Annotated in this window: 23 protein-coding genes and 1 tRNA gene; 19 read left to right on the top strand and 5 right to left on the bottom strand. The window is 72.2% G+C overall.

Annotated elements, in window-relative coordinates; all coding sequences use genetic code 11:
- Window positions 1-301 precede the first annotated feature (301 nt).
- From iolC to ACZ6I3_RS06170, 6 genes are all read left to right on the top strand, one after another.
- Window positions 302-1,285 (top strand): 5-dehydro-2-deoxygluconokinase, encoded by a 984-nt coding sequence (gene iolC / locus ACZ6I3_RS06195; protein WP_469412150.1) that lies wholly within the window; start codon window positions 302-304, stop codon window positions 1,283-1,285.
- Window positions 1,286-1,298: 13 nt separating this feature from the next.
- Window positions 1,299-2,177 (top strand): Cgl0159 family (beta/alpha)8-fold protein, encoded by an 879-nt coding sequence (locus ACZ6I3_RS06190; protein WP_469412148.1) that lies wholly within the window; start codon window positions 1,299-1,301, stop codon window positions 2,175-2,177.
- Window positions 2,178-2,238: 61 nt separating this feature from the next.
- A complete protein-coding gene (iolB, locus tag ACZ6I3_RS06185; RefSeq protein WP_469412146.1) occupies window positions 2,239-3,132 on the top strand; it encodes a 5-deoxy-glucuronate isomerase in 894 nt (297 codons plus the stop codon).
- Window positions 3,129-5,003, top strand: coding sequence for a 3D-(3,5/4)-trihydroxycyclohexane-1,2-dione acylhydrolase (decyclizing) (gene iolD / locus ACZ6I3_RS06180; protein WP_469412144.1), 1,875 nt, complete (start codon window positions 3,129-3,131; stop codon window positions 5,001-5,003). Before iolB ends, iolD begins: the two co-directional genes overlap by 4 nt.
- Window positions 5,004-5,045: 42 nt before the next feature.
- Window positions 5,046-6,539: a CoA-acylating methylmalonate-semialdehyde dehydrogenase gene (locus ACZ6I3_RS06175; protein ID WP_469412142.1), complete on the top strand. Its 1,494-nt coding sequence runs from the start codon at window positions 5,046-5,048 to the stop codon at window positions 6,537-6,539.
- 21 nt (window positions 6,540-6,560) lie between these two features.
- Window positions 6,561-7,346, top strand: coding sequence for a GntR family transcriptional regulator (locus tag ACZ6I3_RS06170; RefSeq protein ID WP_469412141.1), 786 nt, complete (start codon window positions 6,561-6,563; stop codon window positions 7,344-7,346).
- 9 nt (window positions 7,347-7,355) lie between these two features.
- Here the strand turns inward: ACZ6I3_RS06170 and ACZ6I3_RS06165 are convergent, their stop codons facing one another.
- Entirely contained in the window at window positions 7,356-8,171 is an 816-nt protein-coding gene (locus ACZ6I3_RS06165) for a DUF427 domain-containing protein (protein ID WP_469412139.1), read from the bottom strand.
- Window positions 8,172-8,298: 127 nt separating this feature from the next.
- Between ACZ6I3_RS06165 and ACZ6I3_RS06160 the strand changes: the two genes are divergently transcribed.
- The 3 genes from ACZ6I3_RS06160 (at window position 8,299) to ACZ6I3_RS06150 (ending at window position 10,923) form a co-directional block, all read left to right on the top strand.
- Complete coding sequence (locus ACZ6I3_RS06160; protein WP_469412138.1) at window positions 8,299-9,633, top strand: PP2C family protein-serine/threonine phosphatase; 1,335 nt, start codon at window positions 8,299-8,301, stop codon at window positions 9,631-9,633.
- Window positions 9,634-9,700: 67 nt separating this feature from the next.
- Window positions 9,701-10,708, top strand: a complete 1,008-nt coding sequence (locus tag ACZ6I3_RS06155; protein WP_469412136.1) for an MASE1 domain-containing protein — start codon at window positions 9,701-9,703, stop codon at window positions 10,706-10,708.
- Entirely contained in the window at window positions 10,705-10,923 is a 219-nt protein-coding gene (locus ACZ6I3_RS06150) for a hypothetical protein (RefSeq protein WP_469412134.1), read from the top strand. The genes ACZ6I3_RS06155 and ACZ6I3_RS06150 overlap by 4 nt, the downstream gene beginning before the upstream one ends.
- A gap of 28 nt (window positions 10,924-10,951) precedes the next feature.
- Here ACZ6I3_RS06150 and ACZ6I3_RS06145 read toward each other — a convergent pair whose 3' ends face one another.
- Window positions 10,952-12,556, bottom strand: coding sequence for a PucR family transcriptional regulator (locus tag ACZ6I3_RS06145; protein ID WP_469412133.1), 1,605 nt, complete (start codon window positions 12,554-12,556; stop codon window positions 10,952-10,954).
- Between the two features lie 157 nt (window positions 12,557-12,713).
- Between ACZ6I3_RS06145 and ACZ6I3_RS06140 the strand changes: the two genes are divergently transcribed.
- The 4 genes from ACZ6I3_RS06140 (at window position 12,714) to ACZ6I3_RS06125 (ending at window position 16,130) form a co-directional block, all read left to right on the top strand.
- Entirely contained in the window at window positions 12,714-13,676 is a 963-nt protein-coding gene (locus tag ACZ6I3_RS06140; RefSeq protein ID WP_469412130.1) for a chorismate synthase, read from the top strand.
- The gene (gene menC, locus ACZ6I3_RS06135; protein WP_469412129.1) at window positions 13,673-14,788 is read left to right on the top strand and encodes an o-succinylbenzoate synthase; all 1,116 of its coding nucleotides are present in this window, start codon (window positions 13,673-13,675) and stop codon (window positions 14,786-14,788) included. Before ACZ6I3_RS06140 ends, menC begins: the two co-directional genes overlap by 4 nt.
- Window positions 14,789-15,108: 320 nt before the next feature.
- On the top strand, window positions 15,109-15,570 hold the full coding sequence (locus ACZ6I3_RS06130) for a hypothetical protein (protein WP_469412128.1): 462 nt from the start codon (window positions 15,109-15,111) through the stop codon (window positions 15,568-15,570).
- A 110-nt stretch (window positions 15,571-15,680) separates the two neighbouring features.
- Window positions 15,681-16,130 carry an SRPBCC family protein gene (locus tag ACZ6I3_RS06125; protein WP_469412127.1) on the top strand — a complete coding sequence of 150 codons (450 nt, stop codon included), beginning with the start codon at window positions 15,681-15,683 and terminating at the stop codon, window positions 16,128-16,130.
- A gap of 125 nt (window positions 16,131-16,255) precedes the next feature.
- Here the strand turns inward: ACZ6I3_RS06125 and ACZ6I3_RS06120 are convergent.
- Window positions 16,256-16,329, bottom strand: a tRNA-Pro gene (locus tag ACZ6I3_RS06120).
- Between the two features lie 100 nt (window positions 16,330-16,429).
- Here ACZ6I3_RS06120 and ACZ6I3_RS06115 point away from each other — a divergent pair.
- From ACZ6I3_RS06115 to ACZ6I3_RS06105, 3 genes are all read left to right on the top strand, one after another.
- Entirely contained in the window at window positions 16,430-16,996 is a 567-nt protein-coding gene (locus ACZ6I3_RS06115) for a DUF309 domain-containing protein (RefSeq protein ID WP_469412126.1), read from the top strand.
- Between the two features lie 73 nt (window positions 16,997-17,069).
- Window positions 17,070-17,840, top strand: coding sequence for a precorrin-6A synthase (deacetylating) (cobF, locus tag ACZ6I3_RS06110; protein ID WP_469412124.1), 771 nt, complete (start codon window positions 17,070-17,072; stop codon window positions 17,838-17,840).
- Between the two features lie 18 nt (window positions 17,841-17,858).
- The gene (locus tag ACZ6I3_RS06105; protein WP_469412122.1) at window positions 17,859-18,659 is read left to right on the top strand and encodes an HAD-IIA family hydrolase; all 801 of its coding nucleotides are present in this window, start codon (window positions 17,859-17,861) and stop codon (window positions 18,657-18,659) included.
- 8 nt (window positions 18,660-18,667) lie between these two features.
- On the opposite strand, the gene ACZ6I3_RS06100 is transcribed toward ACZ6I3_RS06105, so the two are convergent.
- Entirely contained in the window at window positions 18,668-19,441 is a 774-nt protein-coding gene (locus tag ACZ6I3_RS06100; RefSeq protein WP_469412121.1) for a sulfite exporter TauE/SafE family protein, read from the bottom strand.
- Between the two features lie 73 nt (window positions 19,442-19,514).
- Window positions 19,515-20,702: a thiolase family protein gene (locus ACZ6I3_RS06095; protein ID WP_469412119.1), complete on the bottom strand. Its 1,188-nt coding sequence runs from the start codon at window positions 20,700-20,702 to the stop codon at window positions 19,515-19,517.
- A gap of 146 nt (window positions 20,703-20,848) precedes the next feature.
- Between ACZ6I3_RS06095 and ACZ6I3_RS06090 the strand changes: the two genes are divergently transcribed.
- The 3 genes from ACZ6I3_RS06090 to ACZ6I3_RS06080 are packed head-to-tail and all read left to right on the top strand — an operon-like array spanning window position 20,849 to window position 21,936.
- Entirely contained in the window at window positions 20,849-21,079 is a 231-nt protein-coding gene (locus tag ACZ6I3_RS06090) for a WhiB family transcriptional regulator (RefSeq protein ID WP_469412117.1), read from the top strand.
- The gene (locus tag ACZ6I3_RS06085; RefSeq protein WP_469412115.1) at window positions 21,076-21,558 is read left to right on the top strand and encodes a Dps family protein; all 483 of its coding nucleotides are present in this window, start codon (window positions 21,076-21,078) and stop codon (window positions 21,556-21,558) included. The genes ACZ6I3_RS06090 and ACZ6I3_RS06085 overlap by 4 nt, the downstream gene beginning before the upstream one ends.
- A 33-nt stretch (window positions 21,559-21,591) precedes the next feature.
- On the top strand, window positions 21,592-21,936 hold the full coding sequence (locus ACZ6I3_RS06080; protein WP_189725974.1) for a DUF3140 domain-containing protein: 345 nt from the start codon (window positions 21,592-21,594) through the stop codon (window positions 21,934-21,936).
- Window positions 21,937-22,040 lie beyond the last annotated feature (104 nt).

Below are 22,040 nucleotides of genomic sequence, written 5' to 3'. Positions count from 1 at the left end.
TACTGCGGGGGAAAGGGGAGGGATCACGAAGGGATCCGTGGTCCCGGAGCCTTACGGAGTCCGGATCATGATGCCGCAAACAGACTGTGGCGATGCCACGGGATACAAGTCTCTGCCACGCCCGCTGTCAATACTTTGTTAAGACATCATTTCACGAGCAGGTCCGAATGTAAGTACAAACTATTGACAGCGCCCCCCTCCGCGACCTACACCTGAGGGGCGGCAGGTCCCCTGGATCCACGCCCCCACCGTGTCAGGGCGCCCCGGGACCCGCATCCCCAGCTTCCCGAGGAGGTCGCGCATGGCCGGGCCGGCACAGTATTTCGACTTGATCACGATGGGCCGCATCGGAGTCGACCTCTATCCCCTGCAGACCGGCGTCTCCCTGGACCGTGTGGAGACGTTCGGGAAATTCCTGGGAGGTTCGGCGGCCAATGTGTCGGTCGCGGCGGCCCGCCTGGGACGCCGTACGGCGGTGATCACCCGCACCGGCGACGATCCCTTCGGCACCTATCTGCACGAGGAGCTGAAGTCCTTCGGCGTCGACGACCGCTGGGTCACCCCGGTCGAGGCCTACCCCACGCCGATCACGTTCTGCGAGATCTTCCCGCCGGACGACTTCCCGCTGTACTTCTACCGCCGCCCCAAGGCCCCGGATCTGGAGATCCACACCGACGAGCTGGACTTCTTCGCGATCCGCGGGGCCCGCATCTTCTGGATCACCGGCACCGGCCTGAGCGAGGAGCCGAGCCGGTCCGCCACGCTTGCCGCCCTCAAGGCCCGCGACAAGTCCGGCATCACCGTCTTCGACCTCGACTGGCGGCCGATGTTCTGGCGCGACCCCGACGAGGCCCGCCCGTACTACCGCGAGGCGCTGAGCCACGCCACCGTCGCGGTCGGCAACCTCGACGAGTGCGAGATCGCCACCGGCGTGCGCGAACCGCAGGCCTGCGCCGACGCGCTGCTGGAGGCGGGCGTGGAGCTGGCCGTCGTCAAGCAGGGCCCCAAGGGCGTACTCGCCGTGCACCGCGACGGCACCCGGGCCGAGGTGCCGCCGGTGCCGGTCGAGGTCGTCAACGGCCTGGGCGCGGGCGACGCCTTCGGCGGCTCGCTCTGCCACGGTCTGCTCGCCGGCTGGGACCTGGAGAAGATCATGCGCCACGCCAACGCCGCCGGCGCCCTCGTCGCCTCCCGCCTCGCCTGCTCCTCCGCGATGCCGACCGAGACCGAGGTCGCGGACCTCCTCGCCGAGGCGCCGTCGCCGTCGCCGAGCACGAGCCACTGAAACGGAGCCTTCCTTGAACATCGGGATCCCCGACCTCACCACGGTCAGAGCCCGCGACCCCGAGGCCGTCGCCGAGGCGGCCGCCCGCCGGGTGCGCCGCCCGCTGATCGGCGACAGCGGCCGGCTGATGATCGTGGCCGCGGACCACCCGGCGCGCGGCGCCCTCGGGGTCGGCGACCGGCGCCTGGCCATGGCCAACCGCGCCGAGCTGCTGGAACGGCTGTGTGTCGCGCTGTCGAGGCCCGGCGTCGACGGGGTGCTCGCCACCGCCGACATCCTGGAGGACCTGCTCCTGCTCGGGGTGCTGGAGAACAAGGTCGTCATGGGGTCGATGAACCGCGGCGGACTCGCCGGGGCCTCCTTCGAGATGGACGACCGTTTCACCGGTCACCGCGCCGAGGACATCGCCCGGCTCCGCTTCGACGCGGGCAAGCTCCTGGTGCGTATCGACTACGACGACCCGGGCTCGCTCACCACCCTGGAGTCCACGGCCCGTGCCGTCGACGCCATGGCGGCACACCGGCTCCCCCTGTTCGTGGAGCCGTTCATCTCCCGGCGGGTCGACGGACGGGTCCGCAACGACCTGTCCGCCGACGCCGTCACCCGGTCCGTCGCCATCGCCTCGGGCCTGGGCGGCACCTCCGCCTACACCTGGCTGAAACTGCCCGTCACCGACGACCCGGACGACATGGCCGAGGTGCTGGAGACCTCCACGCTGCCCGTCGTCCTGCTCGGCGGCGAGGTGGGCGAGGACCAGGAGGGCGCCTACGAACGCTGGCGCAAGTCCCTGCGTCTGCCCACCGTCCAGGGCCTGGTCGTCGGGCGATCGCTGCTCTACCCGGCCGAGGGCAGCGTGGAACAGGCGGTGGACACGGCCGTCGGCCTGCTGTGATGCAAGAGGTACCTGCTGTGATTCAAGTGGCACCCGCTGTGATCCGAAAGGCACGCACACGATGACGTATCACCTTCCCGCGGGCAAGGCCCTCGGCGGCCCCTACATCGTCGACATTACGCCCGAGAAGGCCGGCTGGGGCCACTCCGGCCTGCGGATCCTGGAGCTGCCGCCGGGCGGCACGCACTCCTTCGAGACCGGCGACAGCGAGTGGATCGTCGTCCCCCTGAGCGGCGGCTGCACGGTCGCCGCGACGGACGACTTCGGCCAGGACACCTTCGAACTCCGGGGCCGCCAGGACGTGTTCAGCGGCGTCAGCGACTTCGCCTACGTGCCGCGCGACGCCCGCGCGACCGTGACGTCCGCCGCCGGGGGGCGGTTCGCGCTGACCGGCGCGCGCTGCGAGCGCCGGCTGCCCGCCCGCTACGGGCCGGCCTCCGACGTGCCCGTGGAGCTGCGGGGCACCGGCAACTGCTCCCGGCAGGTCAACAACTTCGGCGCGGCGGGCGTGTTCGAGTGCGACAAGCTCATCGCGGTCGAGGTGATCACGCCGGGCGGCAACTGGTCGTCGTTCCCGCCGCACAAGCACGACGAGCACCGGCCGGGCGAGGAGTCCGTGCTGGAGGAGATCTACTACTTCGAGTTCGCCGGACACGACGGCACGCCGGGCCTCGGCTACCAGCGGGTCTCGCCGTCCGGGCAGGGCGAGGGCACGGACGTGCTGGCCGAGGTCCGCGACGGCGACGTGGTCCTCATCCCGGACGGCTGGCACGGGCCCTCGATGGCCACGCCCGGCCACCACATGTACTACCTCAACGTCATGGCGGGCCCGGAGGCCGAGCGCGCCTGGCTGATCTGCGACCACCCCGACCACGCCTGGGTCCGCGACACCTGGCCGGACCAGCCGGTCGACCCCCGGCTCCCCCTCTACACCGCCCCGGAGACCTCCGCATGAACGCCCGCACCCGCCGACTGACGACCGCCCAGGCCCTGGTGCGGTTCCTGTCCGCCCAGTACACCGAGCGGGACGGCGTGCGGCGCCGGCTGATCGCCGGGACCTGGGGCATCTTCGGCCATGGCAACGTCGCCGGGGTCGGCCAGGCGCTCCTGGAGGCGGGCGAGGAGGTCATGCCGTTCCACCAGGGCCGCAACGAGCAGTCCATGGTGCACGCGGCGGTCGGCTACGCCCGGCAGCTGAACCGCCTGTCCGCGCAGGCGGTGACGACCTCGATCGGCCCGGGCGCCACCAACCTGGTCACGGGCGCGGCCCTGGCGACGATCAACCGGCTGCCGGTGCTGCTGCTGCCCGGCGACTACTTCGCCTCGCACGCCCCCGACCCGCTGCTCCAGCAGCTCGAACACCCCGTCGAGGCCGACGTGTCGGTCAACGACACGCTGCGCCCGGTGTCGCGGTACTTCGACCGGATCACCCGCCCCGAGGCGCTGATCCCCTCGGCGCTCCAGGCGATGCGCGTGCTGGCCGACCCGGCCGAGACCGGCGCCGTCACCCTCGCCCTGCCCCAGGACGTGCAGGCGGAGGCGTACGACTGGCCGGAGGAGTTCTTCGCCGAGCGCGTCTGGTACGTACGGCGTCCCGCGCCGGACCCGGTGGAGCTGGCGGCGGCCGTCGAGGCGATCCGCTCGGCCGAGCGGCCGCTGATCGTGGCGGGCGGCGGCGTCCACCACAGCGAGGCCGAGGAGGCCCTGAAGGCGTTCGTGGAGGCGACGGGCATCCCGGTCGCCTCGACCCAGGCCGGCAAGGGCTCGCTGCGCCACGACCACCCCGCCGACCTCGGCGGCATCGGCCACACCGGCACGGCGGTCAGCGACGACCTCGCCCGCACCGCCGACCTCGTGATCGGCGTGGGCACCCGCTACACCGACTTCACCACGGCCTCCGGCACGCTCTTCCAGAACCCGGACGTGCGGTTCCTCAACCTCAACATCACCGGCTTCGACGCGCACAAGCTGGCGGCCCGCACGCTGGTCTGCGACGCGAAGTCCGGCCTGGAGAGGCTGCTGGAGGCGCTCTCCGGCCACCGGGTGGGCCAGGCGTACGAGGCGGAGTACCGCTCCGGCAAGGACCGCTGGGACGAGGTCGTCGAGGCCGTCTACCGCGCCGACGACGAGAACGCCGTGCCGACCCAGACGCAGGTGCTCGGCGCACTGGACGCGACCGTGGGCGACGACGACGTGGTGATCAACGCCGCCGGTTCGCTCCCCGGGGACCTGCACAAGCTGTGGCGCTCCCGCGGCCCGCGCCAGTACCACCTGGAGTACGGCTACTCCTGCATGGGCTACGAGATCCCGGCCGGCATCGGCGTCCAGCAGGCCGCCCCGGGCACCCCGGTCTGGGCGCTGGTCGGCGACGGCACCTACCTGATGATGCCGACGGAGATCGTCACGGCCGTGCAGGAGGGCCTGCCGGTCAACATCGTCCTCATCCAGAACCACGGCTACGCCTCCATCGGCGGTCTGTCGCAGGAGACCGGCGGCGAGCGCTTCGGCACCGCCTACCGCTTCCGGGCCGCCGACGGCACCTTCACCGGCGCCCCGCTCCCCGTCGACCTGGCCGCCAACGCCGCCAGCCTCGGCATGGACGTGCTGCGCGCCAAGAGCGTGCGCGAGCTGCGCGAGGCGCTGGCCGCGGCCCGCGCCTCAGACCGGCCGACGTGCGTCTACGTCGAGACCGACCCGGCCCCGACCGCTCCCCCGGCCGAGGCCTGGTGGGACGTGCCGGTGGCCGAGACCGCCTCCCGCGAGGCCGCCGTAGAGGCCCGCGAGCGCTACGACCGCCAGGTCGCCGGACGCCGCCGCCACCTCTGAACTCCCCGCTGACATCAGGCTCCACGAAAGGCCCCGCACACGATGAACACCATCACCCACTGGATCGACGGCAAGCCCGTCGAAGGCACCTCCGGCCGCTTCGGCCCCGTCTACGACCCGGCCACCGGCGCCCAGGAGAAGCAGGTCGCCTTCGCGACCGTCGACGAGGTGGACGCCGCCGTCGCCTCCGCCAAGGCCGCCTTCGAGTCCTGGGGAGAGTCCTCGCTCGCCAAGCGCACGGCGATCCTGTTCAAGTACCGCGAGCTGCTGGACGCCCACCGCGACGAGATCGCCGAGCTGATCACCGCCGAGCACGGCAAGGTGCACTCCGACGCGCTCGGCGAGGTCGCGCGCGGCATGGAGATCGTCGAGCTCGCGTGCGGGATCTCCGTCCAGCTGAAGGGCGAGCTGTCCACCCAGGTCTCCTCCCGGGTCGACGTGGCCTCCATCCGCCAGCCGCTGGGTGTGGTCGCGGGCATCACGCCGTTCAACTTCCCGGCGATGGTGCCGATGTGGATGTTCCCGCTGGCCATCGCCTGCGGCAACACCTTCGTGCTGAAGCCGTCCGAGAAGGACCCGTCGGCCTCCTTCAGGCTCGCCGAACTCGCCTCCGAGGCCGGGCTGCCCGACGGCGTCCTGAACGTCGTGCAGGGCGACAAGGTCGCGGTGGACCGCATCCTGGAGCACCCGGACATCGAGGCGGTCTCCTTCGTCGGGTCGACCCCGATCGCCAAGTACATCCAGCTCAAGGCCGTCGAGCACGGCAAGCGCGTGCAGGCCCTGGGCGGCGCCAAGAACCACATGCTCGTCCTGCCCGACGCGGACCTGGACCTCGCCGCCGACCAGGCGATCAACGCGGCGTACGGTTCGGCGGGCGAGCGCTGCATGGCCGTGTCGGTCGTGGTCGCGGTCGGCGACATCGGTGACGAGCTGGTCGGCAGGATCGCCGAGCGGGCGAAGAGCCTGAAGATCGGCCCGGGCAACGACCCGGCGTCGGAGATGGGCCCGCTGATCACCCGCGAGCACCGCGACAAGGTGGCGTCGTACGTCTCCTCGGCCGCGGGGCAGGGCGCCGAGGTCGTCGTGGACGGCACGGGCTTCTCGGTCGACGGCCATGAGGACGGCTTCTTCCTCGGCGTCTCGCTGCTGGACCGGGTGCCGCTGACGGCGGACGCCTACCGGGACGAGATCTTCGGCCCGGTGCTGGCCGTGGTGCGCGCGGAGACGTACGAGGAGGCCATCAAGCTGATCAACGACTCCCGCTGGGGCAACGGCACCGCGATCTTCACCCGGGACGGCGGCGCCGCGCGCCGCTTCCAGCTGGAGGTCAAGGCGGGCATGGTCGGCGTCAACGTGCCGATCCCGGTCCCGGTCGGCTACCACTCCTTCGGCGGCTGGAAGGACTCGCTCTTCGGCGACCTGCACATCTACGGCAACGACGGCATCGCCTTCTACACCCAGGGCAAGGTCATCACCACCCGCTGGCCGGACCCGTCCGACGGCGGTATCAACCTCGGTTTCCCGAGCAACTCCTGACACCCGGAGGGGGGTTCATCCATGGCGAAGACCGGTGACCGGGCCCGCACCACGGCCGTCCCTGCGCTCAGCACACTGGACTTCGCCCTGGACCGGGGCAGTCCCGTGCCGCTGTACCACCAGCTCGCGCGGCAGCTGGAGGCCGCGATCGAGCACGGGGTCCTCATCCCGGGCAACCTCCTGGGCAACGAGGTCGACCTCTCCGTGCGCCTCGGACTGTCCCGCCCCACCGTCCGCCAGGCCATCCAGTCCCTCGTCGACAAGGGGCTGCTGGTCCGGCGGCGCGGCGTGGGCACCCAGGTGGTGCACAGCCAGGTCAAGCGCCCGCTGGAACTGAGCAGCCTCTACGACGACCTGGAGGCGGCCAAACAGGGGCCCACCACGGAGGTCATGCGCAACGAGGTCGTCCCGGCGTCCTGCGACGTCGCGGCCGCGCTCGGCGTCGCGGAGGGCAGCGAGGTCACGGCCCTGGAACGGCTGCGCCGCACACACGGCCAGCCGGTCGCCCTGCTGTGCAACTACCTGCCGACCGCCCTGCTGGACCTCGACAGCGCCCGCCTGGAGTCGACGGGCCTGTACCGGATGATGCGCTCGGCGGGCATCACCCTGCACAGCGCCCGCCAGACCGTCGGCGCCCGCGCCGCCACCGCGGAGGAGGCCGCCCGCCTGGACGAGCAGGAGGGCGCGGCGCTGCTCACCATGCGGCGCACGGCGTACGACGACACCGGGCGCCCGGTCGAGTACGGGACGCACATCTACCGGGCGTCGCGCTACACGTTCGACTTCCAGCTGCTGGTGAGGCCGTGAGGGGACCGGTCACCTCGTGCGCAGCATCCGGCTGAACGGCGTGTCCGGGCGGTCCAGGCGCTCGCCGTCCAGCGTGATGTCCACGGCCTCGTTGAAGAAGGCGACGCGCCCCTGGACCGCCGCCACCGCGGGCAGCGGGGCGGCGTAGCTCCAGAGGATGTTGGGCGGCACATCGCCCTCGCCGCGCCAGGACCAGTACTCGGCGGTGCCCTTGTAGGGGCATCCGGTGCTGTGGTCGGTGGCGTCGAACAGGTCGAGGCGGACGTCCTCGCGGGGCAGGTAGTACCGGGTGGGCAGGGAGGTCTCGAAGAGCAGGACGGGGTCCCGGGTGTCCGCGACGGCCTGTCCGTCGATCTCGACCCGGACATGGCGGCTGCTCGGCAGCGCGTCCACGCGTTTGTGCGGGTCACGGGGGTGGATGAAGATCTCCTCGTCCTCCTCGTACCAGTGGTCGAGGCCGGTGTCGGTGCGCAGGAACCACTCGAAGGCGATGTGGCCGGCGAGGTCGTCGGCGGGGAACGTCCAGGCCGCGTTGGAGCGCACCTCGCCGTCGAGTTCGAGGTCGTAGAAGATCCGGGAGCCGGTGTGCTTGCCGGTGGGCGGGTTCTTCGCCGGGCGGAGGAGGTCGGTGCGGACGTCCGCGTGCGGGAAGACGTACTGCGGCACCGGCAGCCGGGGCTCCCAGACGAGCACGGGGTGCCGGCTGTCGACGACGGTGACGTCGCCCTTGCGGCCGCGCACCCAGCGCTCGCTGGGTTCCCACAGGAGGCCTTCGGGGGTGGTCCTGATCGACGGGGCGGCGGTGTGGGCCGGGCGTGTGGTCATGGCCGGTGCTCCTCGGGGAGGTCCGGATGTCCGTTCCTCTCCACGGTCCCACGGTCTCGGCACGCGGGGTCGAGGCCGCCCCGGACTAAGCTAGAGGAACCGGACATCCGGCCGCGAGGCGCTCGTGATGGCAGGAGAGAGGCGAGGTCAGCATCCCAGGCAGCCGCAGCTGCCCGACCTGCACGTGCGCCTGCGTACCGAGCTGGACCGGATCGACGAGCAGTTGCGCGCCCTGCTGGACGCCATGGACCGGATGCAGGGCCTGCTGGGCGCGGTGGTGGCCATCAGCCGGGAGGTGGAGCTGACCGCGGTGCTGCACCGCATCGTGACCACCGCCATGGACCTGGTCGGCGCCCGCTACGGCGCGCTGGGCGTGCTCAACGCGTCCGGTGAGCGCCTGGAGGAGTTCATCACCGCCGGTCTGTCCGAGCGGGAACTCGACGACCTGGCCGACACCGACCTGCCGCGCGGTCTGGGCGTCCTCGGCCACTTGATCAGCCACCCCGAACCCCTGCGGCTCGACGACATCCCGGCCCATCCGTCCGCCGTCGGCTTCCCGCCCGGCCATCCGCGTCTGCGGACGCTGCTCGGAGTCGCCATCAGCGTCCGCGGCGAGATCTACGGCGATCTGTACCTGGCCGAGCGGCGTGACGGACAGCCCTTCGACGTCCATGACGAGAACGTCGTCACCGCCCTGGCCAGCGCCGCCGGGATCGCCATCGAGAACGTCCGTCTGTTCGAACAGGTGAGGGTCGGAGCCGAGCAGTTCCAGCGGCTTCTCCTGCCCGCGCTGCCCGACCTGCGGCCCTTCTCCGCCGCCGCCGTCTACCGGCCGGCCGCCGAGCCCAGCAAGCTCGGAGGGGACTGGTACGACGCGATCCCCCTGTCCGGCGACATCGTGGCGGTCGTCATCGGGGACGTGGTCGGCCACGATCTGAAGGCCGCTGCCGCCATGGCCTCCACCCGCAACATGCTGCGGGCCCTGCTGTTCGACCGGGGCAGTACGCCCGGCGCGCTCCTGGCCCGGCTCGACCGCACGCTCCAGGCCATCACGAGCAATCCCGTCACCACCACCGCTCTGGCCCGCATCGAACCGGAGGGACCGGGCTGGCGCATCCACTGGAGCACGGCGGGCCATGTCCCGCCCCTGCTGATCACCCCCGGCGGACAGGCGGAGTACCTGATCGCCGAGCCCGGACTGCCGCTCGGGGTCGACCTGGAGGAACCCCGCCCCGACCACACCCGGTTCCTCCCCCCGGACGCCACCGTCGTCTTCTTCACCGACGGGCTGATCGAGCATCCCGCCCACCCCATCGACGAGAGCCTGGACGAACTCGCCGTGCTCGCCACCGCCCACGCGCACCGGCCCCTGCCCGAGTTCGTGCGGGCGCTGGCCGACCACCACCCGAGCGACGGTCACGACGACATGGCCGTCCTCGCGCTGCGCACCCCGCCCGCCTGACCTGCCGTGGAGGTTCGGTTGGATCCGACGGATGATGGTCGGGGTGATGTCGATGCGGAGGTCTTTGATGACTGTCGCGCGGCATGCCGGGGCCCGGCGCTTCGGCGCGGCCGCCCTGGAGATCTGCGCCGTTGCCGCGCTGTACTGGGGCTCGGCCGAGATCGGACTGCTCCAGCAGCAGGTGCGTGACCAGGTCACCCCGATGTGGCCGCCGAGCGGTATCGCGCTGGCCAGCCTGCTGCTGCGCGGGCCGCGGGTCTGGCCGGGGATCGCTCTCGGGGCGTTCCTGGTCAACATCTCGCTGGGGCCGTCGTTCCTGGCCGTACTCGCGATCGCGGCGGGCAACACGCTCGCGCCTGTCTGCTCGTACGCCCTGCTCCGCCGTGCCGGGTTCCGCGGCGAGATGAACCGTCTGCGTGACGCCCTCGCGCTGATCTTTCTCGGCGCGTTCACCGGCATGCTGGTCAGCGCCACCGTGGGCACCGGGACGCTGGTCCTCACCGGGGTGCTGGACGCCGGCGAGTTCTGGGCGACGTGGTCGGTCTGGTGGACCGGCGACGCGGTGGGCGTCCTGGCGGTCACACCGGTCCTGCTGGTTCTCCGCTCGGCTCACCTGCCCCGGGGCGTCCCGCTGGCCCGATGGGTGGAGGGGATCCTGCTCGTGGCGGTCACGATCTGCGTCGGCTTCGTCGAGACCAGCACCACGCCGCTGCTGTTCCTCGGCTTCCCGCTGCTGATCTGGGCGGCCTTCCGCTTCGGGCTGGCCGGGGCCGCGCCCTGCGCCCTCGCCGTGTCGACCTTCGCGATCATCGCGGCCGCGCAGAACACCGGCCCGTTCGCCGGTCATGACCTCTTCACCAACATGATCACCCTGCAGGCGTTCAACGGCTCCGTCTCGCTGACCGCCCTCGTGCTCGGAGCGGCGGTCAACGAACGCGCCCAGACCGAGCGGGAGATCGCGCTGGCATGCGGACAGCTCGCCGAGATGGTCACGAAGATCGCCGCGAGCGACCGCCCTCCCGCGCTTCCCGCCGGTGAGGGTGACCGGGAAATGCGGGGCACGGCCCCGAAGTGACGAAGGGCGCGGTCCCCAAGCCCGTCCCGATGGCGCGCAGGGCTTGGCCGGAAGAGGTGGTGCCGGGGGCCCTGCCCGGGCTCGGCCAGGGACCGGTGGCCTCGCTGGTCGAGGCGCTGGGTGCGGTTCCCCGCCCCAAGCTGGGCTGGACGGACGTGGCCCGCTTCACCTCGCTCGGCACGCCCGCGCTCAACTACGGCTGGCTGAGCGGCTGACCACCCACGCGAGACAGCGGGCCGGGCGTCAGGGCCGGCCTGCACCGCGCAGGCCCCCGAGGGTGCGCAACTGCAGCCACAGCACCAACCGCTCGTCCGGGTCGTCCAGATCGACACCGAGGTGCTGCTGCGCCTGCCTGAGGCGGTACCGGCAGGTGTTGGGGTGCACGGCGAGCAGCCCGGCCGCCCGCGCGACGTCGCCCCCGGCGTCCAGCCAGCACACCAGGGTCCTGGCGTAGTCGGTGCCGTGCCCGGCGTCGTGCGCCAGGACCTCCCGCCAGGACCCGGCCGTCAACTCCCGCTGCCCGTCCATGAGTTCCCGCAGCCGCAGCAGGGTGACCCGGGCCCGCACCTGCGTCACGGCGGCGACGTCCTCCTCAGGGCCGAGCACCCGCAGCACCAGGTCGGCGTCGTCCCGCGAGCCGCGTACGGCCGCCGGCTCCGCCACCGCCTCGCCCAGCCCGGCCCGCACCCGGATCCGCAGCGCCTGGGCCGCGCGCCGCACGATGTCCTCGGCCAGGCGCCGGTGCCGCTCGTCGGGCCCGCCCGAGCCGCTCGGCTCCGCACCGGTCACCGGCAGCAGCGCGTACACGCGCCCGTCGACCAGCACGCACGCGTGCCGCCCGTACCGCGCCTCGCAGTGCAGCCGTACGAGGTCGAGCAGCCGCAGCGCGGTCTGTTCCTCGTCGGGCGTGGACACGGCGCCGTCGAGGGCGAAGGCCACGACCCGTACCGGGGTTCCCTCGGCGAGGCCGAGGCGGTGCGCGGCGCCCACCGGATCGGCGCTGCCGTCGAGGAGACGGCGCAGCAGGTCGCTCGTCAGCTGCCGGGACAGTTCCTCGCCGGCCCGCGCCCGCAGCAGGAGCAGGGCGGCCGTGGACGCGCCACGGGCGAGCGCCTCCTCGCCGTCGGGGGCGAGATGGCCGTCGTCGACGACCCACACCGACCCGAGCGTCTCGCCGCCCGCGCGGATCGCCACGGCGAGCCGGGGCAGCTCCTCGCCGTCCAGCGCGGGGAGGCGTACGGGACCGGGGGCGGCGAACAGGACGCGGTACTGCTCGCTGTTGTCGGGGCTGCTCGGCACCTGACGGCCCAGGATGCCCTGCCGCCGGGCCTCGTCGACGACCTGCCGGGGCAGGGTGGAATACGCCAGGATCCGCTGCCGGGCGTCCTCGACGGCGGTCGCCCCGCCCACCGCCGCGGCCACCGCGTTGGCCAGCGAGAACAGGTCCCCGAACGCCGCTCCGCTGTCTCCCGGTCCGGGCCGGGATCCGATCGCCGAGGCCAGCAGCAGATGGACGTGGTGCCAGGCGGCGTCCTCGTCGACGGCGAGCAGCGCGAGGCCGTGGGCCTTCGCCGCGGCCACCGCTTCGGGCTGCGAGGCCCCGCCCCGTACGACGAGTCCGGCCACCCCGGCCGCGGCGGCGTCGCGCGCCAGCGGCTCGATCCGGCCCGGCGGCAGCCCGACGGCCAGCACCAGGGCGCCGGGTGCGCTGCGCGGGAAGGGGTCCCCGTGGCCGCACAGCAGGACCTCGGAGACGGGCGTGGCGAGGCCGTCCGCCGGGGCGGCGAGCACACGGAGCAGGGGCTCGCCGAGGGTGCCGATCAGTTCCTCGAGGGTGCGGGCGTCCATGGGTGGTCGGGCTCCTGGGACGGTGGGGTACGGAGGGGGCGGCGGGATTCTGCCGGGCGATGATCCCGCTCGGCCTTGGCCGATCGCAACAGCGGCACGCGCCTTCATTGTGCCTGCCGACAACGGCCGCGGGGCCCCGGCGGCGGAGACTCACCGCATGACACCTGTGACGATCCCCGCCGCCGGGTCCGGGCCGGCGGAGGCACCCCGCACGGCCGGGGGAACGGCGCCCGGTGCCTGGGCGGGCATCGCCGACGCCGCGGCCCGCACCGCCGCGGTCACGGTCCGTACCGTGCACGACGTGGCCGGCATCCACGCCGTGGCCGGCTTCCTCGCCGACGTGTGGCAGACGCCCAGGGCCACCCCGCCGTACCCGGCCGAGGTGCTGCACAGCCTGGTGCACGCCGGCGGCGCGGTGCACGCCGCGTACGCCGCCGGGCCGTCGGGCGATCGGCTCGCCGGGGCGGCGGTGGCGGTGTTCGGTGCCCCCGCCGAGCGGGACGTGTACTCGTTCGTCGCGGCGGCGACCTCGGCGGGCCGGGGCGTGGGCTTCGCGGTCAAGCAGGCGCAGCGACTGTGGGCGCTGGAGCGGGGCGCCACCACCATGCGCTGGACCTTCGACCCGCTGGTCCGCCGCAACGCCCGCTTCAACCTCGTCAAGCTGGGCGCGGTCGGCAGCGAGTACCTGGTCGACTTCTACGGGCCGATGAACGACGGCGTGAACGACGGCGACGAGAGCGACCGGCTGACCGTCACGTGGGACCTGGCGACGGGGACCACGCGCACGGACGACCCCGGCGCGGACCGCTCGGCGGCCGACGTCGTGCACCGGGCACCGGACGACGGACCGCTCGCCGCGCGCGACGCGGACCGCCTGTGGTGCCGCGTGCCCGAGGACATCGTCGCGCTGCGCGCCGCCGACCCGGCCCTCGCGCTCGCCTGGCGGCACGCCGTACGCGGGGTGTTCACCGAGGCGTACGCCGAGGGCCTGCGCGCGACGGCCATGTCACGCGACGGCTGGTACCTGCTGACCGGTCCGTCGTGCGACAGCCCCGGCGAGCCTTCCCAGGAGTCGTCCGACGAGACGCCCCGCGAGACGTCCCACGAAAGGCAGCGATGAAGCTCGAACGCGTGGAACTGCTCCACGTCGCCATCCCGCTCGTCACCGCCTTCCGCACTTCCTTCGGGACGATGACCAGCAAGGACACCTTCCTGCTGCGCGTGGTGACCGACGAGGCCGAGGGCTGGTCGGAGTTCGCCGCCGACCCCGAGCCCCTGTACTGCTCGGAGTTCGTCGCCGGCGCCGAGATGGTCATCCGGGACTTCCTGCTCCCGCGCGTGGCCGCCCTCCCCGCGCCGACGACGGCGGCCGTCGCCCCCGCCCTGGCCTCCGTCAAGGGCCATGAGCTGGCCAAGGCGGCCCTGGAAACCGCCCTCCTGGACGCCGAACTCCGCTCCTACGGGATGTCCCTGGCGACGTTCCTCGGCTCGGTGCGCGAACGGGTGCCCGCGGGCGTCTCGGTCGGCATCAAGAACTCCGTTCCCGAACTGCTGGACGACGTCGAGCGCTACCTCGCCGAGGGCTACCTCCGCATCAAGCTGAAGATCGAGCAGGGCTGGGACGTGGAGCCGGTGCGCGCGGTACGCGAACGCTTCGGCGACGCACTCCCGCTCCAGGTCGACGCCAACACCGCCTACACGCTCGCGGACGCCGACCACCTGCGCGCACTCGACGACTTCGGGCTGCTGCTGATCGAGGAGCCGCTGGAGGAGAACAACCTCCACGCCCACGCCCGGCTCCAGCAGCGCCTGCGCACCCCGGTCTGCCTGGACGAGTCGATCCACTCGGCGCGTGACGCCGTGTCAGCGATCGCCATGGACGCCTGCCGGGTCGTCAACGTCAAACCGGCCCGCGTCGGCGGCTACCTCGAAGCCCGCCGCATCCACGACGTGTGCGCCGCCCACGGCGTGCCGGTGTGGTGCGGCGGCATGCTGGAGACCGGCATCGGCCGCGCCCCCAACCTGGCGCTGGCCGCCCTCCCGGGCTGCACCCTCACCGGCGACACCTCGGCCTCCCGCCGTTACTTCGCCGAGGACATCACGGAACCCTTCACCCTCCACGACGGCCACCTCCCCGTACCCACGTCCCCCGGCATCGGCATCACCCCCCTCAAGGACGCCCTCGCACGCTTCACGACGTCGAGGCGGGAGCTTTACTCGGCGCGGCGGTGACGTCGTGCGCGCACGAGGCCGATATCCGCTGCACGGCGCGATTTCCGCGCACGACACGCCAGCAACCGTGTGACAGAGCGTCATCCGGATCCCCCGAGCGGTCGGGCCGCCTCACCAAGTGCCTTTCGTTTCAGTCTTTCTGATGGGACATCACTAGAGCGACCCCGAACCTTCGAACACCCGATCGGCCCCTTTTCGTCGTCCCTGGAAAATCCCTGAGGTGGCGACAGGAATAGGCATGCGTATGTTCATTCATGGTCGGCCGCTCAGCTGACACCCATGAGATATGGAGAAACGGAATGCCTGTGAGAAAGAACGGAATGCGCACGCGTACCGTTGTCGCGATCGCGTTGTCGGTGGGCATCACTGTCCTTGCTGCAGCCGGCGTGAACTACGCCTCGGCCTCCAGTCCGGCCCCGAAGGCCGCCCTGTCGGTCCAGCAGGCCGCTGCGTCCGCTCCCCTGGGGGGCGACGGCCAGACCCACTTCGACCGCGGGAACGAGGACGGCGGACGAGTCCACGTCAACGAGCGAATGTACTCGGCCGAGCCGGGTGTGTGCACCGCTGTGATCAGCAGCCCCGCGACCAGCTTCAACGTCCGAAACGAGAGCGACAGGACCGTCGAATTCTTCCTCGGCATCACCTGCGACAACGGCTCCGCGATTGCCACCATCGGGCCTCGGAACTCCAGCAGCGCAATCCCCGGCACGACGGTGTTCGACGGGGCCGTGGTGCCCTTCGCGCTGGTCGGCAGCTTCCGGGCGATCGACAAGCACCACTGACCCCACACGGATCAGGGACAGCGACGCGCCTTCCTGTACGGCACTTGGCACCGGCCCGCCATGATCGGGCCGGGCCCGTGCGGGTCGGGGTGGACGATCGAGGAGTGCTCATGTCAGGACAGTTCGAAGCGACCATCGAGATCGACCGGCCGGCCGAAGCGGTCTTCGACTACCTCGCCGACGGACGCAACGATCCGCGGTTCAGCCCCCGCGTGCTCAGGATCGAGCGGGTTCCCGATGCCCCGACCACCGTGGGAACGGTCTTCCGCAGCACGGTCAAGGACGCCGGGATGAAAACAGCCAGGGAGTTCCGCATCACCGAGCTCGAGGCTCCGGTGAGGATCCGGTGGGCCGAGGTGTCGAAGAACAGTGTGACGGCCGACGAAGGCGGCTACGACCTGGAGCCTCTGGCCGGCGGCCGGACCCGGGTCCGCATCTTCAACGTGCTGGAGGGCCACGGCCTCGGCAAGCTCCTCGTCGGCCTGGCACTCACCGCTGCCCGCAAGGACGCCGCCGCCTTCGGCGCCCGGATCAAGGCGGCAGTCGAAGCGGAGACGTGACCGGGCGGGCCCGAAGCCGGCCCCGGCTCGGTGCTGGTGTCCGTTCCCGAGGAGCTCGCGGCTGAATGACGAAGGGCCGGTTTCGGATGGCTCCGAAACCGGCCCTCATTCGCGACTCTCAAAAGTCGGGACGACAGGATTTGAACCTGCGACCCCTTGACCCCCAGTCAAGTGCGCTACCAAGCTGCGCCACGTCCCGATGCGCGCCCACTCGCGGTGAAACCGCGTGATCGCGCGAACAGCACCTTACCCCACACCCCTGGCCGCGCCGAAAACGGCCCGGGCGGGACAATCGGCGTATGGGCAGCACAGGCAGCAAGGGAAGCGCGGACCACACGGGAAACACACCCGCGGACCGGGCGGGCGACGCCCGGGACCGCGACAGCGAGGGGCGGGCACGCAACGCCCGGCCCCGGGACGGTCTCGGGCGGCCCCTGCCGTACGGCACGGACGGCGTGCCCCGGCAGCCCGAGGGCGTGGTCCGCACGCCGGAGGCGACTGTCGCCGAGGCGCAGCGGCTGCTGGACGAGGGGAAGCCGTTCCACGCGCACGAGGTCTTCGAGGACGCCTGGAAGTCGGGCCCCGACGAGGAGCGGGAACTGTGGCGCGGTCTCGCCCAGCTCGCCGTCGGCCTCACCCACGCCGCCCGCGGCAACCTCACGGGCGGGGCACGGCTGCTGCGACGCGGTGCGGGCGCGACCGAGACCTGGGCCTCCGGATCCGGGCAGCCGCTGCCGCACGGCATCGACCTGGCGGGCATCGCCACCTGGGCCCGGGAACTGGCCCAGGACGTGGAACGGGACGGCCGCGCCGTGGACGCGGGGGCACGGGCGCCTCGGCTCCGGGGAGCGGGCGCGGGGCCCTGAGCAGATCCCTGAGCAGGGGCGCGGGGGCTGAGCCGGTGCGGGCGCTGTCAGTGGTGTGCGGCAGACTCGGGGTGTGCGAAAGATTCATGTCATCGGTATCGGCGCGGGCGACCCCGAGCAACTGACCCTGCAGGCGGTCAGGGCGCTGCGGAGCACGGACGTGTTCTTCATCCTGGAGAAGGGCGAGGTGAAGGCGGACCTCACCCGGCTGCGCCGGGACATGCTCGACACGCACCTGCCGCAGGGGACGTATCGCGTCGTCGAGGCGCGTGATCCGGAGCGGGACCGGGCCGCCGACGGCGCGGCCTACTCCCCCGCCGTCGGGGACTGGCGCAGCGCCCGCGCCGACATCTACGAGCGGCTGATCGCGGAGGAACTCGGCGAGGAGGAGACCGGCGCGTTCCTGGTGTGGGGAGACCCTTCGCTGTACGACAGCACGCTGGGGATCCTGGAGGAGGTGCTGGAGCGGGCGGCGGTGGCGTTCGAGTACGAGGTCGTCCCCGGCGTCAGCAGCGTCTCGGCGCTCGTCGCCCGGCACCGGACGGGGCTGAACCGCATCGCCCGGCCCGTGCAGATCACCACCGGGCGGCGGCTCGCGGAGGGCTTCCCGGAGGGCGTGGACGACGTGGTGGTGATGCTCGACGCCCACCAGACCTTCCGGCAGTACGCGCGGGAGGACGTCGACATCTACTGGGGCGCCTATATCGGCACGCCGGACGAGATCCTGGTCTCCGGCCCGATCGCCGAGGCCGCGCCCCGTATCGAGCGGTTGCGTGCCGAGGCCCGTGAGCGCAAGGGCTGGATCATGGACACGTATCTGCTGCGCAGGCACCCCCGCGACTGACAGGGCTATCGTCCGGACATGGAGTCCGTGCGTGCCGTACTGATCGACATCGACGGGGTGCTCACCGTGTCGTGGCGGCCCCTGCCCGGGGCCGTGGAGGCGTTGCGGGAGATCCGGGGAGCCGGGCTCGCCGTCCTGCTGGTCACGAACACGACCTCCCGTACGCGGGCTTCGATCGCCGGGGCGCTGGCGGACGCGGGGTTCCCGGTGTCCGCCGAGGACATCCTGACCGCCCCCGCGGCCACGGCCGCCCATCTCGCCGAGCACTGTCCCGGCGCTCGGTGCGCCCTGCTGAACAGCGGCGACATCGAGGAGGATCTCGACGGTGTGACTCTCGTGGACGCGGCGGACACCGGGACCGTGCCGGATGTCGTGCTCGTGGGAGGGGCGGGTCCCGAGTTCGGCTGGGCGGCGCTCGACCGGGCCTTCGGGCAGTTGCAGCATGGGGCCCGACTGGTGGCGATGCACCGCAATCTGTACTGGTATACGGACGAGGGGCTGCGACTGGACGCCGGTGCGTTCCTGGCCGGTCTCGAGCAGGCCGCCCGGGTGGAGGCCGAGATCACCGGCAAGCCGGCGCGGGCGTTCTTCGAGGCGGCGCTCGCCCGGGTGGGCGCCCTTGCGGGCGAGGCCGTGATGGTGGGCGACGACGTCGAGTCCGACGTGCTCGCGGCGCAGCGGGCCGGTGTCACCGGGGTCCTCGTGCGGACCGGCAAGTTCCAGCCGGAGGCGCTCCGGGCCGCCGACGGCACGCCCGACCACGTGATCGACTCCTTCGCGGACCTTCCGGCGCTGTTGCGGAGTCACGCCCGGCGGTAGTGCGCCCGTCAGCGCAGCAGGAGCTGCAGTCCGCCCACGATCGTCGCCGCGATGACCAACTGCTCGAACAGCCGCTGGTTGATCTTGTGCACCGCCCACTTGCCGAAGAGCGCGCCGGGCACGACGAACACCACGAGCGCCAGGTCGAGGAGCAGGGAGCGGCCGTCGATCAGGCCGAGGCCGGCGCTGAAGGGCAGCTTGGAGACGTTGACGATCAGGAAGAAGAACGCCGACGTGCCGAGGAATCCGAGCTTGCGGAAGCCCGCGGAGAGCAGGTACATCGACATCACCGGGCCGCCCGCGTTGGCGACCATGGTGGTGAAGCCGCCGAGCACGCCGTAGGAGCGGGCCTTGAGCCGGCCCGCCCGGCTGGTGAGCGAGTCCGGCTGCTCCTCCGCGTCCGCCGTACGCCGGCGCCACACGGTCACGGCCGCCATCAGCAGCAGGATCGCGCCGATCGAGGTCCGTACGATCGCGTCGTCGGCCCACATCAGGAACACCGTGCCGACGACGACGCCCGCGGCGACCGCCGGGAACAGCCGCCACAGGGTGGGCCAGTGGGCGTGCCGCCGGTAGGTGGCGACGGCCAGCAGGTCTCCGGCGATCAGGACCGGTAGCAGGACGCCGGTGGAGGCGCGGGCGGGCAGCACCGCGGCGAAGATGGCGAGGCTGACCGTGTTGGCCCCGCTCACGGCGGTCTTCGAGAAACCGACGAGGAGGGCCGCGAAGGCGAGTGCGGCGAACTCCCAGCCGGTGATGTTCCAGAGCGTCATCGTGTCCATGCGAACACTGATGCTATGTGCAACGACCGAGGCGCCGCAGTGCCGTCTCGCCTGGTGGCCCGGGGGTGGCGGTCTACCCCCGTTCGACCAGAAGCGCACTTCCCTGTCCGACCCCCACACACATCGTCGCCAGCCCCCGGCCCGCCCCCGTCCGCCGCATGCGGTGGAGCAGCGTCGTCAGGATCCGGGCGCCCGAGCAGCCCAGGGGGTGGCCGAGGGCGATGGCGCCGCCGCTCGGGTTGACCAGGTCGGGGTCGATGCCGAGCTGGTCGACGCAGGCCAGGGCCTGGGCCGCGAAGGCCTCGTTGAACTCGGCCTCCTCCAGGTCACCGACGCTCCAGCCGGCGCGGGCCAGGGCCTTGCGGGTGGCGGGGACCGGTCCGATGCCCATGACGTCGGGGTGGACACCGGCGGAGGCGCCGGCGACGTAGCGGCCCAGGGACTGGAGGCCCAGTTCGTTCAGGGCCTCCTCGCTGACCAGGAGGAGGCCGGCGGCGCCGTCGTTCATCGGGGAGGCGTTGCCCGCGGTGACCGTGCCGCCGTCCCGGAAGACGGGCTTCAGCCGGGACAGTTTCTCGTACGAGGTGTCCTCGCGGACGCACTCGTCGGTGTCGACGACCACACCGTCGGGGCGGGTCACGGGCAGGAGTTCGTCGTCGAAGTGGCCGTTCTTGCGGGCGAGGGCGGCCCGTTGGTGGCTGCGCAGGGCGAAGTCGTCCTGGCGTTCGCGCCCGATGCCGTAGCGCGTGGCGACCTCCTCCGCCGTCTCGCCCATGGACAGCAGGCCGTGCAGGTCCCGCATCGCGGGGTTGACCAGGCGCCAGCCGAGGCGGGTGTCGACGGTCTCGACGCGGTGGGGCAGGGCCTCGTCGGGGCGGGGCAGGACGAAGGGGGCGCGGCTCATCGACTCCGAGCCGCCCGCGATCACGATGTCGGCCTCGCCGGCGGCGATGGTGCGGGCCGCCGTGGTCACGGCCTCCAGGCCCGACGCGCAGAGCCGGTTGACCGTGGCCCCGGGGACGGACTCGGGCAGGCCTGCGAGCAGGGCGGCCATGCGGGCGACGTTGCGGTTGTCCTCGCCGGCCTGGTTGGCGGCGCCCCAGTAGACGTCGTCGACGCGGGCCGGGTCCAGCGCGGGCACGTCGCCGGCCAGGGCACGGACCACGGTCGCGGCGAGGTCGTCGGGCCGCACCGGGGAGAGGGCTCCCCTGAGCTTGCCGATGGGGGTGCGGCGGGCGGCCGCGAAGTGGACGGGACGCACGAGAGGACTCCTCACACACCGCACATTAATTAGCACTGCTAGTTTCGGACTATAGCCCCTCGGCCGGCCGGCGTCACGGGTCGCGTTTGCGCCAGTGCGCCCGGGGCACCCGCGCGCTCATGGAGTGGTTGTGGAGCGCCGCCTGCGTGGACGAGGACCCCGAGTTGTTCTTTCCCGTGGGCACGGCGGGCCCGGCCCTGCGGGACGTCGCGGCCGCGAAGCGGATCTGCGCGCGCTGCCCGGTGACCGACCAGTGCCTGGGCTTCGCGCTGAGCAGCGGCCAGGCCTCGGGCGTGTGGGGCGGGACCTGCGAGCAGGAGCGCGACGCACTGCTCCGGACGACGAAGAACGACGCGAGAAGGAGAAGCGCCCTATGACGGCCGTGAGGAGCACACTGCCCGACGAGGCCCGCCGGGTCTCCTGCGAGGCACTCCAGGACACCCTGGTCGATCTGCTCGGACTCTCGCTGGTCGGGAAGCAGGCCCATTGGAACATCGTCGGACCGCGCTTCCGGTCCATCCACCTCCAGCTCGACGAGGTGGTGACGGCCGCGCGGAACTTCGCCGACACGGTCGCGGAACGGTCCGCGGCGCTCGGTGTGCCGCCGGACGGACGGCCGGAGACCATCGCCAAGACGTTCACGCTGCCCGGCCCCAAGGAGGGCTGGGTGCGTGACTCGGACGCCGTGCAGGTGCTGGTGGAGTCCCTCAATGACGCCGTCGGCCGGCTGCGCGAGCGCATCGACGCGACCGAGAAGGCGGACCTGGTCACGCAGGACCTGCTGATCAGCATCACCGCGGAGCTGGAGAAGCAGCGGTGGATGTTCGACGCCGAGAACGTCCCCCACGAGGGCTGACCGGCGCGCACGTACGTACGGAAGGGGCACCCGATGACCGACGCCCTCGAACTCGACGCGCTGTGGGAGGACTTCCACCGCGTGGTGAACATGACCTCGCAGGAACTCGCCGCCTGGTTGCGGATGCGCGACGCCGACGAGAACGCGGAGCCGCTGCCCGACCAGGCGGGGAGCGAGACCGGACAGCACGTCCTGGCGATCCTCCAGAAACGGCGCACCGACCTGACCGAGGACGACCTGCGGGTGATGCGGAACGTCGTGGACAGGGTCACCTCCCAGGTGGACCTGGAGAACGAGCCGCTGCCGGAGGTGACGGCCGAGGACACACGCCGTCGGCACCGGCTGATGACCGTCGGCCACGACCCGCTGAAGGCGTAGCGGTGAGCCGCGAGCAGCGGGGGGGGGGGGGGGGGGGGGGGGGGGGGGGGGGGGGTGGGAGCGGAAACAAACCCCCACCCCCCCGGACTCGTTCGGCGCTTGGT

It is taken from the genome of Streptomyces sp. NPDC041940, assembly GCF_055589465.1.
Note: the sequence above shows the minus strand (reverse complement) of the source record. Positions and strands in the feature narration are given on the sequence as shown.

Coding starts and splice junctions, on each gene's coding strand:
- ACZ6I3_RS06170 (WP_469412141.1), top strand. CDS start 6,561: ATGGCGAAGACCGGTGACCGGGCCCGCACCACGGCCGTCCCTGCGCTC.
- iolD (WP_469412144.1), top strand. CDS start 3,129: ATGAACGCCCGCACCCGCCGACTGACGACCGCCCAGGCCCTGGTGCGG.
- ACZ6I3_RS06155 (WP_469412136.1), top strand. CDS start 9,701: ATGACTGTCGCGCGGCATGCCGGGGCCCGGCGCTTCGGCGCGGCCGCC.
- ACZ6I3_RS06160 (WP_469412138.1), top strand. CDS start 8,299: ATGGCAGGAGAGAGGCGAGGTCAGCATCCCAGGCAGCCGCAGCTGCCC.
- ACZ6I3_RS06100 (WP_469412121.1), bottom strand. CDS start 19,441: ATGGACACGATGACGCTCTGGAACATCACCGGCTGGGAGTTCGCCGCA.
- ACZ6I3_RS06085 (WP_469412115.1), top strand. CDS start 21,076: ATGACGGCCGTGAGGAGCACACTGCCCGACGAGGCCCGCCGGGTCTCC.
- menC (WP_469412129.1), top strand. CDS start 13,673: ATGAAGCTCGAACGCGTGGAACTGCTCCACGTCGCCATCCCGCTCGTC.
- ACZ6I3_RS06145 (WP_469412133.1), bottom strand. CDS start 12,556: ATGGACGCCCGCACCCTCGAGGAACTGATCGGCACCCTCGGCGAGCCC.
- iolB (WP_469412146.1), top strand. CDS start 2,239: ATGACGTATCACCTTCCCGCGGGCAAGGCCCTCGGCGGCCCCTACATC.
- ACZ6I3_RS06165 (WP_469412139.1), bottom strand. CDS start 8,171: ATGACCACACGCCCGGCCCACACCGCCGCCCCGTCGATCAGGACCACC.
- ACZ6I3_RS06080 (WP_189725974.1), top strand. CDS start 21,592: ATGACCGACGCCCTCGAACTCGACGCGCTGTGGGAGGACTTCCACCGC.
- ACZ6I3_RS06125 (WP_469412127.1), top strand. CDS start 15,681: ATGTCAGGACAGTTCGAAGCGACCATCGAGATCGACCGGCCGGCCGAA.
- ACZ6I3_RS06175 (WP_469412142.1), top strand. CDS start 5,046: ATGAACACCATCACCCACTGGATCGACGGCAAGCCCGTCGAAGGCACC.
- ACZ6I3_RS06105 (WP_469412122.1), top strand. CDS start 17,859: ATGGAGTCCGTGCGTGCCGTACTGATCGACATCGACGGGGTGCTCACC.
- iolC (WP_469412150.1), top strand. CDS start 302: ATGGCCGGGCCGGCACAGTATTTCGACTTGATCACGATGGGCCGCATC.
- ACZ6I3_RS06140 (WP_469412130.1), top strand. CDS start 12,714: ATGACACCTGTGACGATCCCCGCCGCCGGGTCCGGGCCGGCGGAGGCA.
- ACZ6I3_RS06115 (WP_469412126.1), top strand. CDS start 16,430: ATGGGCAGCACAGGCAGCAAGGGAAGCGCGGACCACACGGGAAACACA.
- ACZ6I3_RS06130 (WP_469412128.1), top strand. CDS start 15,109: ATGCGCACGCGTACCGTTGTCGCGATCGCGTTGTCGGTGGGCATCACT.